14 protein-coding genes and 1 pseudogene are annotated in these 13,603 nt (G+C 60.5%); 10 read left to right on the top strand and 5 right to left on the bottom strand.

Annotated elements, in window-relative coordinates; all coding sequences use genetic code 11:
- The first annotated feature begins 92 nt into the window (after positions 1–92).
- From ACVWYQ_RS19040 to ACVWYQ_RS19010, 7 genes are all read left to right on the top strand, one after another.
- A complete protein-coding gene (locus tag ACVWYQ_RS19040; protein ID WP_404546361.1) occupies positions 93–1,268 on the top strand; it encodes an ABC transporter substrate-binding protein in 1,176 nt (391 codons plus the stop codon).
- On the top strand, positions 1,265–2,023 hold the full coding sequence (locus ACVWYQ_RS19035) for an SDR family NAD(P)-dependent oxidoreductase (protein ID WP_404544063.1): 759 nt from the start codon (positions 1,265–1,267) through the stop codon (positions 2,021–2,023). Before ACVWYQ_RS19040 ends, ACVWYQ_RS19035 begins: the two co-directional genes overlap by 4 nt.
- 189 nt (positions 2,024–2,212) lie before the next feature.
- A complete protein-coding gene (locus ACVWYQ_RS19030; RefSeq protein WP_404544060.1) occupies positions 2,213–2,572 on the top strand; it encodes a DUF1488 family protein in 360 nt (119 codons plus the stop codon).
- Positions 2,573–2,617: 45 nt separating this feature from the next.
- Positions 2,618–2,839, top strand: a complete 222-nt coding sequence (locus tag ACVWYQ_RS19025; RefSeq protein ID WP_271539107.1) for a hypothetical protein — start codon at positions 2,618–2,620, stop codon at positions 2,837–2,839.
- A complete protein-coding gene (locus tag ACVWYQ_RS19020; protein ID WP_456726263.1) occupies positions 2,823–2,993 on the top strand; it encodes a hypothetical protein in 171 nt (56 codons plus the stop codon). The genes ACVWYQ_RS19025 and ACVWYQ_RS19020 overlap by 17 nt, the downstream gene beginning before the upstream one ends.
- Positions 2,994–4,231: 1,238 nt before the next feature.
- Positions 4,232–4,378 carry a hypothetical protein gene (locus ACVWYQ_RS19015; protein ID WP_271539103.1) on the top strand — a complete coding sequence of 49 codons (147 nt, stop codon included), beginning with the start codon at positions 4,232–4,234 and terminating at the stop codon, positions 4,376–4,378.
- A 293-nt stretch (positions 4,379–4,671) separates the two neighbouring features.
- Positions 4,672–4,860, top strand: coding sequence for a hypothetical protein (locus ACVWYQ_RS19010; protein WP_456726262.1), 189 nt, complete (start codon positions 4,672–4,674; stop codon positions 4,858–4,860).
- Between the two features lie 196 nt (positions 4,861–5,056).
- Here ACVWYQ_RS19010 and ACVWYQ_RS19005 read toward each other — a convergent pair whose 3' ends face one another.
- Both ACVWYQ_RS19005 and ACVWYQ_RS19000 read right to left on the bottom strand, forming a co-directional pair.
- Positions 5,057–5,821, bottom strand: a complete 765-nt coding sequence (locus ACVWYQ_RS19005) for an IclR family transcriptional regulator (protein ID WP_456726261.1) — start codon at positions 5,819–5,821, stop codon at positions 5,057–5,059.
- A gap of 399 nt (positions 5,822–6,220) precedes the next feature.
- Positions 6,221–6,766 carry a hypothetical protein gene (locus ACVWYQ_RS19000; RefSeq protein WP_404544056.1) on the bottom strand — a complete coding sequence of 182 codons (546 nt, stop codon included), beginning with the start codon at positions 6,764–6,766 and terminating at the stop codon, positions 6,221–6,223.
- Between the two features lie 190 nt (positions 6,767–6,956).
- On the opposite strand from ACVWYQ_RS19000, the gene ACVWYQ_RS18995 reads away from it, so the two are divergent.
- Complete coding sequence (locus ACVWYQ_RS18995) at positions 6,957–7,769, top strand: nickel-binding protein (protein WP_404546360.1); 813 nt, start codon at positions 6,957–6,959, stop codon at positions 7,767–7,769.
- Between the two features lie 272 nt (positions 7,770–8,041).
- Here ACVWYQ_RS18995 and ACVWYQ_RS18990 read toward each other — a convergent pair.
- A pseudogene (locus ACVWYQ_RS18990) lies at positions 8,042–8,473 on the bottom strand (REP-associated tyrosine transposase); the annotation flags it as partial.
- 214 nt (positions 8,474–8,687) lie between these two features.
- A complete protein-coding gene (locus ACVWYQ_RS18985) occupies positions 8,688–10,223 on the bottom strand; it encodes an AIPR family protein (RefSeq protein WP_456726260.1) in 1,536 nt (511 codons plus the stop codon).
- A 291-nt stretch (positions 10,224–10,514) separates the two neighbouring features.
- On the opposite strand from ACVWYQ_RS18985, the gene purD reads away from it, so the two are divergent.
- Together purD and ACVWYQ_RS18975 are read left to right on the top strand one after the other, a co-directional pair.
- Positions 10,515–11,798, top strand: a complete 1,284-nt coding sequence (gene purD / locus ACVWYQ_RS18980; protein ID WP_456726259.1) for a phosphoribosylamine--glycine ligase — start codon at positions 10,515–10,517, stop codon at positions 11,796–11,798.
- A 206-nt stretch (positions 11,799–12,004) separates the two neighbouring features.
- Entirely contained in the window at positions 12,005–12,907 is a 903-nt protein-coding gene (locus tag ACVWYQ_RS18975; protein ID WP_404544048.1) for an alpha/beta fold hydrolase, read from the top strand.
- 146 nt (positions 12,908–13,053) lie between these two features.
- Here ACVWYQ_RS18975 and ACVWYQ_RS18970 read toward each other — a convergent pair whose 3' ends face one another.
- Positions 13,054–13,512, bottom strand: a complete 459-nt coding sequence (locus tag ACVWYQ_RS18970) for a nucleoside deaminase (protein WP_404544046.1) — start codon at positions 13,510–13,512, stop codon at positions 13,054–13,056.
- Positions 13,513–13,603: the final 91 nt, after the last annotated feature.

Genomic DNA, 13,603 nt, shown 5'->3' with positions numbered 1-13,603 from the left:
CGCACAAGGCAAGGGAGGGCCTAAACATGGCTGGACGATATCGGGTGAGCCGCCGCCGGCTGCTGGCCGGCGCCGGCGGATTGGCGCTGGGCATGACGGGGTTCGGTGCACGGGCGCAGGAAGCAAAGCCGCTCCGCATCGGCGTGCTGACGGACATGTCCAGCCTCTATGCCGATGTCACCGGTCCGGGCTCGGTGCTGGGGGCCAAAATGGCGGTCGAGGATTTCCAGGCTTCAGGGCCCAAGATGACGCGGCCGATCGAGATCATCAGCGGCGACCACATGAACAAGGCAGATGTGGGCGCCAACATCGCGCGCGAATGGATCGATCGGCAAGGCGTCGATGTCATCGTCGACGCACCGAACTCGGCCGTCGCCCTCGCGGTGCGCAACATCGTGCAGCAGAACAACAAGACGCTGCTGGTGTCCGGCGCGTCCTCGTCGGACCTGACCGGCAAGGCGTGCTCGCCGAACCTCGTGCACTGGACCTACGACACCTATGCGCTGTCGTCGGGTGTCGCGCGCGCCGTCGTCGAGAGCGGCGGCAAGAGCTGGTTCCTGCTCACCGCGGACTATGCCTTCGGCCATGCCATGGAAGGCGACATCAAGAACGTCGTGCAGAAAGCCGGCGGCAAGGTTCTCGGCGGCGTGCGCACGCCGATCAACACGCAGGACTTCTCGTCCTTCCTGTTGCAGGCCCAGTCGTCGAAGGCGGAGATCATCGCGCTGATCAATGCCGGCGGCGACACCATCAATTCCATCAAGCAGGCGGTCGAGTTCGGCATTCCGCAAGGAGGCCAGCGCGTGGTGGCGACGGTGCTGTATCTCAGCGACGTGCATTCGCTCGGCCTGAAGATTGCGCAAGGGCTGCAGTTCACCGAAGCCTTCTACTGGGATCTGAATGACGACACCCGCGCCTGGACCAAGCGCTTCGCGCCGCGCAACAACGGCCGCTATCCGACCGCGCTGCATGCGGGCGCCTACGCCACGACGCTGCACTACCTCAAGGCCGTCGATGCGCTCGGCGCCTCCAGCGACGGCAAGGCCGTCGTCGAGCAGATGAAGAAGCTGCCGACCGATGATCCCCTGTTCGGCAAGGGCAGCGTCCGTGCCGACGGCCGCAAGCTGCACAACATGTATCTGTTCGAGGTGAAGGCCCCCGCGGATTCCAAATATCCCTGGGACTATTACAAGCTGGTCAAGACCATCGCGCCGGCCGAGGCCTGGCGGCCGCTGGCGGATGGCGGCTGCGAATTCCCCAAGTCGTGAGCGGCACCGGCCGGCCGCCGGTCGCGCTGGTCACTGGCGGCGGCGGTGATATCGGGCGCGCCATTGCGTTGAGGCTGGCGCGGATGAGCGCTGCGGTCGCGATCGTCGATCGCGACGAAGCGGCTGCGCGCGGCACGGCCCAACTGGTCGAGCAGACCGGGGCGAGGGCGCTCGCCATCCGCGCCGATGTCTCGCTCGCTCAGGATACCATCGCCTTCATCGAGGCGACCGAGGCACGCCTGGGGCCGATCGGCACCTTCGCCAACAACGCCGGCATCGAGGGCGTCGTCGCGCCTCTTCACGAATACCCTGACGAGACCTTCGATCAATTGCTGCAGGTGAACGTCAAGGGCGTGTTTCTCGGCCTCAAGCACGTCATCGTAAGGATGATGCAGCGTGGGACGGGCGCCATCATCAACACCGCATCGACCTCCGCGATCCGGGGGCGCGCAGGGCTCGCCGGCTATGTCGCCTCCAAGCACGCCGTTCTCGGGCTGACACGAACGGCGGCGCTCGATGTCGCCGGCACGAGGATCAGGGTCAACGCCGTTCTGCCCGGCCCGGTCGAGTCGCGCATGATCCGTGCATTGGAAGGCCAGGCGCGTGACAGCGCCATTGCGTTGCGCCGAAACGTTGCGACCGCCCATGGGCGGCCGCAGGATGTCGCCAACGTCGTTGCCTTCCTGGCTTCTGACGAGGCGGCGCATGTGAACGGTGCCGCTTGGGTCGTGGATGGCGGGATGACGCTGGCGTAAGGCGAGTACGCATCAGAGCATGTCTGCCTCCGGAGGAACGAAGCGGAAAATCTCGTGATCGGCTAAGCATTACCGCTTGTGACCCTGCCTGACCTTAAGCTCCGTTCACTGCCTTGAAGGGAGTGGACGGCACCAGGAACGAACCAGAGCGACACAGCGTTCTTCGGCGTTAAGCGCAGGAGAACCGAGATGCCGCTTTCGCCTGATCCATCGGGTCATTTCGAGGAGAAGCAGCCCGAAGCGGTCCTGTTCTCGATGTTCGATGGCGACGATCGTGTTGTCTGCAAAGTTGAGTGGTCCGCCTTGCCCGACCGCGCGATTGCCGATGGAGCCGAGCCGAACGACATCGCAGCCACCTTTAGGAAGCATCGACTAGTCATCGAGAAGATCGCAAGCGAACGGTACGATGCTGGCGAGGAGATGCCCGTTGTTTGGGGGCTGTACCCCGCCGCAGCCGCGAGGGGAGTGGATCGAGTAGCCGGAGGCGAGCACAACATTGTTCCGTGCAGGAACCGAGTGATAGTGACCCCGGAACTGCTCACTTTGTAACGCAAGTGAAAGACCCTAACCGCGGTTGCCAATCATACTGGCCGGATGGATTACCTACCCAACTATTCCTATCGCTCGCTTGAAGTGCTGTGCCGGCGGCAGGCGTCTCAAACCGGCAATCCCGAAGCCAAGCGGGAGCTTGAGACGATGGCACGCGAGTACATGCAACTGGCCGAGCTTGCAGAGCGCACACGGCGCGAGAATGAGCAAAGCCGGCCGATGGCAGACCTTAACCGGATCGGAGACGGCGATGGAAAACGTGGCTGAAACTATTTCGACGGCCGAGCCAAAAATCGTGGAGCGTTATATGCGCGCCGCGCGCGAAGAATTGGATGGCCCCAAGCTCCTCCAGTTGCTCAAAGAAATCGAGGACGAGATAAGAAGACGGACCACTGTGGTCTTTAAGGTCCTGCAATCCTGAAGGACTCAGACCCGGGGTTTAACGGGACACATGGACTTTTGATTTAGATCAAACAGCCTCTCGACCCACGTAGTTGCCTACGTTGAGCTGCACCGGAGGCGCAGGGAATGTTCAGTAATCGTCCTACGTGGATGATGATGCTATTGGCTGGGGCAATAGCCGCCATCGGTCTCCTCACGATCCTTTCGATGGCGCTAGGGCTCTCCTGAGGGGAGTAAACAACCTCGGACGCAACTTTGCCCGCTCGTATGAACTTCTTCGGAAGCCGGTACCGATCGTCTGGCACCCCGAACGACCGGTCGACGATCCACTGCCTTGAAGGGAGCGGACGATAGCAATAGCCCAAGCCCTATGGTGCTGTTGCCGCTCGCAAGCGGCAACATCTGTACAGACAATACCTTAGTGCCGTGCTAGCGTTTCGGCATCACCGCAAGGCCAGTAGCATATATCGGTGACTGAGAGCGGATATACGCTGTATGGCCCACAAAATTCCCGCGAGGCGCATGCTTGAGGTGAGGCTGGACGCTCTTCTCCCGCAGAAGTGGGAGTGGCAGGTTTGGGAAGACGACGCCCTGCTGATGAGCGGCCATGAGACTTCGCGCGAAACGGCCCAGCTCGAGGGAAATAGCGCGCTGTTTTACCTACTTCGTACAGCGAATTGACAATTCGAAGCGCCCCGACCGAATTTGGTCGACTCCCTGCCGAATAGGGTGTCTAGTCGCTTCATCACCGCTCGGCCCACGGCTTCTATCGGTGACTGAGAGTATTGTGCTCCCGCCCAACCGGACAGGGAGCAGCACTATGCAATCTCGGATTTTGACACTTTCAGAACGGCTTTCCCAATTTGCGCAACGCGGGCGCGATCAGGCCGAAAGACTGCGGCCTGGCAAGGACAGGGACGACTTGCTGCAGAAGGTTCGTCAGGCCGAAGTGGCTATTCACATTAACCAGTGGGTTTCGTCGCCGGGTCTGCGGGCTCCGACATGATGGGACACCTTCAATCCCGTGCACGCAATCGCGTGAAGAGAATAATCGACTTTCGAACGAGGGTGGCGAACAAGAGCGACTGGGCTATCAACGCCGTCCTGAACCACTTCCGGAGCAAGCTAAATCCAAGCACGCCTCCCATCCAGAAGAACAGGGACAGGCCCCGTCACTAGCCCCAGGGACGAAAGCAGGAGCATCTCGGCTCTCGGTCACGCGATTGAAGCCACGAACTTACGGAAAGGGAGACGGCGATGGAAAGCGGGGCTGGACCTTCTTCGAAGGCTGAGCTGACGATCGTTGAGCGCTTTAAGCGCGCCGCGCTTGACGACATGGATGGTCCCGAAATCCTCAAGGTGCTCAAAGAAATCGAGGACGAGATCAGAAGACGGGGCGTCTGAAGTCCTGAAGAGAGTGAACGTCTGCTTTTGATGTGTAGCTGACCTTGTCGCTTAATCCGGCGACGCCGGCCTTGACCCAAGGCAGACATTCGAGCGCTGTTGGGCCCGTCGAAGCGTGCTGAGCACATCGATGCCGGCCTGCGCTGTTCGGCTGGCATGTGCCGCGGCTCGACTGACAGCCTCACCGGACAGCAGGAACAATGTCTCGCCGATCTGCTTGGAACGTTGGTACGCCCAATCCGGGATCAACCAGCGAGCTTCCTGGGAGGCGTCTTATCAGGGAGGAGCCACCAATGGATGACGAACGAAAATCATCAAAGGCGGGGGAACGGGCCGCCGAAGGCTTGCGCGAAGCAACGTCCAAGGAAGAAGCGAAAAACGAGAGCAAGATGGGGCACGATCTCGCCAAGGGGCCTGATCGTTTCGAAGAGCGCTCGAAAAGCTCCGACGGAAAAAGCGCAGAACAGAAACAAAAAGGGTGAAAGCAGCAGACCCGTTTCTGCGGGCTCGGTGCAACCTCTCCCGCTTGTGGGAGAGGTCGCGCAACGCGCGGGTGAGGGCTTTCTCCTCTAGGGGGCTATCCCATCGCGGAAACACCCTCTCCCCAGCCCTCTCCCGCAAGCGGGAGAGGGAGTGCACCTCCATCGTTGCAGCAATGGAGCCTGCTCCCAGCATACGTCAGGAAACGCCGCCGATCTTCTCGGAGACGATCCTGGCCGCGCTGCGCAGCTCGGCGGCGATTGCGCTGGCCTCCGCCGCGGGGATCTGATCCTGCCGCACCAGCGGGACGGTCATCGCGGCTACGGCACGGCCGGAGACTTCGGTGATCGGGCAGCTATAGGCAAGGATGCGCGTATAGCCGTCATCATTGGAGAAGTTTCCTCCCTCCGCTGAAATGCGATCGAGCGCGGCAAGCGCCTTCTTGATGCTGATCCGATCATTGGCCGCGATGACCTGCGCCAGCTCCTGCCGCCGGCCCTCGAGCTGGAAGGCCGCCAGAACCTTCGCCGATGCATATTGCTGGGTGAGCGGAAACACCGCGCCGACCTTGACCGACCAGCCCATCAGCCATTCCGGCTCGATCCGGGCGATCACCATGAACTGCTCGCCGTGCAGCACCGTGAGATGGCAGGACAGCTGCACGCGCGAGGCGAGCTGCTCCATGACCGGCAGCGCCGCCTTCAGCAGCCGCTCGGTCGGCGGGAATTGCGACGCGATCCGGAACAGTTTCAGCGTCAGCGTGTATTCGCCGGTCGCGGGGTCACGCGCGACATAGCCCCGCCGCTCCAGCGCCACCAGCATCCGGAAGATCTCGCTGACGGAGCGGCCGACGGTTTCGGCGAGCTGCTTCTGGCTCAGTCCGCGCGCCGCGCCCGCCAGCGCCTCCAGAAGGTCCAGCCCCTTTTCCAGGGCGGGCGCGCCCGGCTGCGGCTTCTCAGTCATCCCTAGGCCTTGTTGGATCAGCGCCTGCGAGCGCACGGTGGAAATGCAATTTCCGTGTAGCCGATTGCTCGCACGGCGAAAAGTCGATCGCCGGCAGCGCCTGGCCGAGTTCGACGAGATCATCCACCAGTTCGTAGGATGGGTTGAGCCCTTGCGAAACCCATCGCTGCTCTATCCGCGTTCTCCGTATTCGCGGCCGTCATCCGACTGATCGCCGGCCCAATCGGCCGGGTAATTTACCAAGCCTGACGTGGTCGATGAAACGAGGAGGGCGCCCAGTCACGCACCCGGTTGACGAGCCCGTGCTTGACCGGATTGATGTGAACATAGTCGACATGCCGCGCGAAATCGCGATGGGTTTCGCAAGGGCCCAACCCATCCTACGGGCTGCAACTCGCCCTAGGTCTCTCTCGTGGGCTTTGCCGAGATCAGGCTTGAGATAGCCTCGGCACTCTCGGACGGCTTCAGATGACCTGCATCGAGGGTGAGTGCGGGCTGGGGCATTGATGCCATGCAGGCATCGAACTGCGGTCGGAGTGTGCGAAGCAGCGATAGATCCCGCATCTTGCCGAAGGCGGCACGATCTTCATCGATCAGGCGTCGCTCTTGCTCGTCCTGTTCCAGGTGAAGTGCGACGAAGATGACCTCGCCGCCATTCCGCTCCACTAGTTCTTGTACGCGGACCGGAAAATCGCCGGCCACCGTTGGCTCGGGGGCGAATGTGAATATCAGCGATCGCTTCTGCTTGGCGGCTTCCTCGAACATAGCCATCCAGAACTGCTCACGTAAACGCGAGAATGCCTCTGTGCCAAACGGAAATACCGCGCCAACTGCGTCGACGACGAGGTGATTGTGAAACAGCGCAATCCCTGTCCGCGAGGCAAGATGGCGCGCGATAGTCAGTTTTCCCGAGGCGACTTGCCCATAGATGAAGATAAGCTGCATCGGATCATAATATCACAGGGACTCCCTCGAAGGCTTCTCCTGGAATCGCAAAGTCCAGGCGTTGCGGCGTCTACAATGCCGCCTGTTGGCCCCGGCTGACATCAGGACGCAGGGATTGGCCCTTTCGGGAACTGCAAGCTTGGTGCAGACTTCAGGCCATATTTCGAAGAATTGGGATAGGGTGCTGCCGATGCCAATTTTCCTCGATCGACACGATCTCTCGGGGCTGACTGCCGCCGATATCGCCGAGGCGCATCGCAAAGATTTGGAAGTGCAAGATCGATACGGCGTTCGTTTTCTAACGTACTGGTTTGATGAATCGCGCGGTACGGGCTTCTGTCTCATCGACGCACCGGATATCCGAACGGCGATGAGGGTTCATGACGAAGCTCACGGCGACGTAGCGAAAGATGTCATCGAAGTGGACCTCTCGGCGGTCCAGGCGTTTCTGGGGAGGGTGTCGGACCCGGTCCCTGGCGGCGGGGCAGATGATGTCAAATTCGATTCGGCGCTGCGAGCTATCATGTTCACCGACATCGTTGGCTCTACCAGCATGACGGAGCGTCTTGGCGATGCCCGTTCGGTGGAGATGGTTCGGGCTCATGACGCGCTGGTGCGCCGGGCCTTGAAGGACGAGGGCGGGTATGTCGTGAAGCACACCGGCGATGGTATCATGGCATCCTTTGCCGACGCCTTGGCCTCCGTGCAATGCGCCCGCGCCATCCAGCGTGCATTTGAAGCCTTCAATCTGGCAAGCAAGGAGAAGCTTCAGGTGCGAATTGGCATCGATGTCGGCGAGCCGATTGCTGACAGCAACGACCTTTTCGGTGCGACCGTTCAACTGGCCGCTCGTTTGTGTCAGTTGGCCGACCCCGATGCCATTCTGGTGTCAAAGGCTGTACAGGATTGCATCCGGGATCGCGTGCAAGTGTCAAGCTTGGGTGCCTACCATCTCAAAGGCTTTCAGCAGCCCATTGATGCATACGGAATCGAATGGCGTTAACGGTCGCGACTACTGGCGACGTCTGCGTTTGGCCCTTGCGCGACCTTGGAAGATTGCTGCTTCTCCGCCGCTGTGGACCTCACGCGCCGAGCCGCTTATAAGCACACGTCCTGGCGGGTTGGCTTCGGCTGGAAGGGATTGCTGCGGATCGTTCACCTCTCCCGCTTGCGCGGAGGCAAGGGGACTTAGCCTGTTGAATATTGTTTCTTTGAGGATCCACGCTCTCTCCAGTTCGTAGGATGGGTTGAGCCCTTGCGAAACCCATCGCTGCTCTATTCCCGCTCACCGTAACCGCGGCCGTCATCCGAATGATCGCCAGCCCAATCGACCGGGTAATTGCCAAGCTTGACGTGGCGATGAAACGAGGAGGGTGCCCAGTCACGCACCCGGTGGACGAGCCCGTGCTTGACCGGATTGATGTGAACATAGTCGACATGCCGCGCGAAATCGACGTCGTCACGAATGGTATGCTCCCAATATCTGCGCTGCCAAATGCCCCGTTCACCTCAAGCCAAGCGGCTTTGGGATATCTTCTCATTGCGCGCCAGCCCGCGCGAAAAGCTGGATTTGATCAGCTGCCAGCGCATCGCAAAATCGGCATCACCTTCCGGTAACGTCCACACGGTGTGAAGGTGGTCAGGCAGCACCACGATGGCATCGATCGTGAACGGATGTCGCCGCCGCGTTTCGGGAAACGCTCCGCGCGCTACGCCTCGAATAGCCATTGCATCGAACGCTCTAAGGTGTGTGTCTACCTCTCACTGCGTCGCGCAGTATATCATGAGGTCCTCGGTGAATTTTGTTGTATGGAGTTTGTCGCGATCCAAACTCGACCCAGAAACCGAATCGATTGCTTTCAATGCGCGATCGAAGAGCACATCGGCTTTCGAGGGATCCCAAAGGTTCTCGCAGATTGCCTCAATACTTATCCATCGCGTTTGCGTTCCACTTTGGTGTTGGGATCTTGTTGCCAAGCAACCGAACAGCCAACAATATTTGGAACCTTGCAACCTTGTACTTGCTGTCGATCTTCTGATTGCGAAACAGATACTCCAAAACGTAAAGAGCATATGCCGAAGTGTAATACGGATATAGCTTGTGTTCTTGGATGAATATATCGTTGCCAACTCGTTCTGAAAGTTTCTTGTAGCTTCGAACCGTGTTGTGAGGTTCGGCAAGGAACATGGCGGCGAAAGCCCTGACTGCGCTTGTCTGCGGTACAACGCGCGTCTTCTCGACCGGCAGACCATCGTACTGCCTCGAGCGCCGTTCATAGTAGAGCCTCTTGCCTTCCGGAAAGTTCTTAAAAAATGCTTCGAGATGTCTTGCGAAAGTGGTGATGGCAAAGAACTGCTCGGTAGTGACTTCTGTCTGCTTGTTTGTCGCGTGAATGATGTCTTCAATCACTTCCTCGTCTTGCGTCCAAATGAGACGTAGAGGCACGAGCACAGATTCATCCAAATGCTGCCTATTCTCGAAGAGAACGTGGCTTGTTTGGCACCCATTTACGATCTGAAAGTCTTCAATAACGAATTTGCTTCCGGTGTGCGTCATGTTTCTAGCTATAATCGTGATGCCGTTGTTCATCAGGACAAAGCGCCTCCGGCGATCTGACCCGAGTGTCGCACGGATCTCGTCGTTAACATCGTTGTACCCCTGCCAGTCTCGAACGTTGTCGTAGAAGACGCTCCGGACGATCTCGTCATTATCGCAGACTATGGGGAGGTAATGCAGCGCGGGTATGAAGCCAACAAACGCTTCCTTTACGCCTGGGATTTCGGGAATATCTTGTCGGCTGGGAAATGAAAGCTCTCGCGAGATGGAGTTCTTGGAAAACGTATACAGCTTCAAGATGTCCGCTGCGCCAATCAGCGTGACCTCTACCACGCTAAAGTATTCGAGCGAAGTTAGTTCTTCTTTCACCTTCTCAGCTCTTGCCCCGAGCGAAAGGTCTCCGACTACTTTGCCCGTAGTCACGTAGTAGAGCAGGCAAGCGGGGTTGCCTCGCTTGAACTTGCTGCTCCTCGCGTAGATCGCGCGCATTATCTCAACAGAATCTGAGATGCGTGGATTTCGAGGCTCCTTGGTTGCGGGATTGAAGAACTCTCCTACCCCGTAACCAAAGCTCCCAAGTTTAGCGGCCTCAAAATTTGCACCTCGGTCCGCTTGCACGAATATGAAAGTGACGTCCAAATAGTCGGGATTGCCATCGAGCATGTCCTCCAACTGATCTTTGTCAGTCACTAGGACACCATTGACGACAATTCCAATGGCGTCGATACCTAAGTCACCGCCCGCACCTACGACAATGTCTTTTGGATCGAAAGTCTCTGAGTAATGACGCTTTACAACAATGAACCCGCAGAGGTGCTCAAATCGCTTGTCCTCCGTTAGGGCGCCAATTTGAAATTCCTTGGAGAACTCAGCCAGCAGTCCTTCGGTTATCATATCCATTTGATGTCGCCACGTTCTGATTTGGAGGGGCTGATTCGCGAGTCATAAGGCGGGCACAATGCAGGGTAGTGCTCGAACTGTGAAGCGCCTGTCCCTGATATTCACACAGTCGTCGAGGAGATCTTGAACCTCTAAGTTGGTTGCGGAAGACGGCACACCTTATCGGGCTGCGGTGCTAATGGCGTTCCTTGGGGCCTCAGAATGGAAGGGAGCTCGCCCCCCATCCCCCTTGAGCCCCACCCCGATTCATGCGACCTCCGCCCCAGCAAACCCTTCATTTCTGAGCCTCCTATGCACATTCTCCTGCTCGGTTCCGGCGGCCGCGAACATGCTCTGGCGTGGAAGATCGCAGCCTCTCCCCTGGTGACCAAATTCTGGTGCGCGCCCGGCAATGCCGGCATCGCCAGGGAGGCGGAATGCGTGGCGCTCGATGTCGCCGACCATGCCGCGGTGATCGACTTCTGCAAACAGAACGCGGTCGAGCTCGTGGTGGTCGGGCCGGAGACGCCGCTGGCGGCCGGCATCGTCGATGATCTCACAGCTAGCGGCATCAAGGCGTTCGGGCCGAGCAAGGCGGCGGCCCAGCTCGAAAGCTCCAAGGGGTTCACCAAGGCGCTGTGCACCGAGTTCGGCATTCCGACCGGCGCCTATGAGCGATTCACCAATGCCGACGACGCGCGCGCCTATGTGCAGAGCCAGGGCGCGCCGATCGTGGTCAAGGCCGACGGCCTTGCCGCCGGCAAGGGCGTCGTCGTCGCGAAAACCGTGCGCGAGGCCGAGGACGCCATCGCCATGATGTTCGAGGGCGCCTTCGGCGAGGCCGGCGCGGAGGTGGTGATCGAGGAGTTTCTGCCGGGCCGCGAGATCAGCTTCTTTGCGCTGTGCGACGGCGAGACGGCGATCCCGCTGGCCTCCGCCCAGGACCACAAGCGCGTGTTCGACCACGACGTTGGCCCGAACACCGGCGGCATGGGCGCCTATTCGCCGACGCCGCTGGTCACGCCCGCCGTCCACGACGCGATCATGGCCAAAATCATCCTGCCGACGGTCGCTGGCATGAAGCAGCGCGGCACGCCGTTCCGCGGCGTGCTCTATGCCGGCATCATGCTGACGACGCAGGGCCCAAAACTGTTCGAGTTCAACGTCCGCTTCGGCGATCCCGAGTGCCAGGTCTTGATGCTGCGCATGATGAGCGACATCGTGCCGGCGCTGCTCGCCGCCTGCGACGGGGAGCTGAAGCATTTCGATCTGCGCTGGTATCCGGAATCCGCCATCACCGTGGTGATGGCCGCGAAGGGCTATCCCGGCGATTACCAGAAGGGCACCCGCATCGGCGGGCTGGAGGAGGCCGCCAAGGTCGACAATGTCGAGATCTTTCACGCCGGCACGGTTGAGAAGGACGGCGCGATCCTCGCCAATGGCGGCCGCGTGCTCAATGTCTGCGCGCTGGGGGCGACCGTGACGGAAGCGCAGGCACGCGCCTATCAGGCCGTCGACCGCATCGACTGGCCGGACGGATTCTGCCGCCGCGACATCGGCTGGCAGGCGGTGGAGGCGGAAAAGGCCAAAAATTAGCGTCGTCATTGCGGACGGCGCGCCAACGCGCCGATCCGGAAATCTCGACATTCGCGTCACCGCGCCGCCACATCTACACTCCAAAATATGCAATTGTCTGTTGGGCTTAGTTGCCCCGACGATAATACCGGTACTGTGCATGGGGTTGTTTTCGACACTTTGTTGTCGAGGCCGGCCCCGGGACCGACCAACAAGGATGCAACAAGATGTCCGATCTCGCCGACCTCTATCCGGGCTTCGCCGCCGAATGGATCGATACCTCGTTCGGCCGCATCTTCGCCCGCGTCGGCGGCAAGGGCCCGCCGCTGCTGCTGCTGCACGGCTTCTCCGAGACCCACGTGATGTGGCACCAGGTGGCGCCTGAGCTCGCCGAGCACTTCACGCTGATCATCGCCGATCTGCCCGGCTACGGCTGGTCCGACATGCCCGCGAGCGATGCGCTGCACATCCCCTACTCTAAGCGCGCCATGGCGAAAGCCATGGTCGAGGTCATGGAGCGGCTCGGCCACGTGCATTTCGCGCTCGCCGGCCACGACCGCGGCGGCCGCGTCTCGTATCGGCTCGCGCTCGACCATCCTGGCCGGCTGTCGAAGCTCGCCGTGCTCGATATCCTGCCGACCTATAATTACTGGGAGCGGATGAACCGCGCCTACGCCTTGAAGATCTATCACTGGACCTTCCTGGCCCAGCCCTATCCGCTGCCGGAGACGCTGATCGCAGGCCAAGGCGAGTTCTTCCTGCGCTTCAAGATGGCGAGCCAGACCAGGTCGAAGACGCTGGATGCGATCGACCCGCGCGCGCTCGAGCATTACCTCGCCCCGTTTCGCGATCCCGCCCGCATTCATGCGATGTGCGAGGACTACCGCGCCGGCGCCTATTTCGACTACGACCTCGACAAGGCCGATTTCGAGGCCGGCAAGAAGATCACCATTCCGATGCTGGCGCTGTGGGGCAATGCCGGCATCGCCCAGGCCGCCGCGACGCCGCTGGACACGTGGACACAATGGGCCACCAACGTCGATGGCATGCCGGTGGATTCGGGGCACTTCCTCACCGAGGAGAATCCGGATGTCACCGCGAGGGCGCTGCGCGAGTTCTTCTCGGCTTAGGCACCGCGGTGCGCCACACCCACAACTGTCATCGCCCGGCTTGACCGGGCGATCCAGTACTCCGTGACGCCAGCGATCGACTCGACAGGCCGCGGCGTACTGGATGCCCCGGTCAAGCCTGGGCATGACAGTGGAGTGCGTAGCTCCTACCGCCGCTCCCGGAAGAACTCCTTCAGCAGCCGCGCCGCCTCGCTCTCGCCGACGCCGGAATAGACGTCCGGCGCGTGGTGACAGGTCGGCGAGGCAAAAAACCGCACGCCTGACTCCACCGCGCCGCCCTTGGGGTCGGCCGCGCCGTAATAGAGCCGCCTCACCCTTGCAAACGAGATCGCGCCCGCACACATGGTGCAGGGCTCCAGCGTCACGTAGAGGTCGCAGTCGACCAGGCGCTCGCTGCCGATCTTCGCCGCGGCCGCGCGCAGCGCGATGATCTCGGCATGGCCGGTCGGGTCGTGGTCGGTCAGCGTCCGGTTAGCGCCGGTGGCGATCACCTCGTGATCGCGGACCACCACGCATCCGATCGGAACTTCGCCCGCTTTTCCGGCATTTTCGGCCGCCAGAAGCGCCAAATCCATGAAAGAAGGGGCTTTCATGCCTCGTATCATCGCCAGAAACCTGCTACTAGCTCCGCCTTCAGCAAGAGTGGATACCGATTTTGCCTGAGCATGCGGCTCGCAGCGAGCGCGCACAATGCTC

It is taken from the genome of Bradyrhizobium sp. USDA 3397, assembly GCF_054060965.1.
Note: the sequence above shows the minus strand (reverse complement) of the source record. Positions and strands in the feature narration are given on the sequence as shown.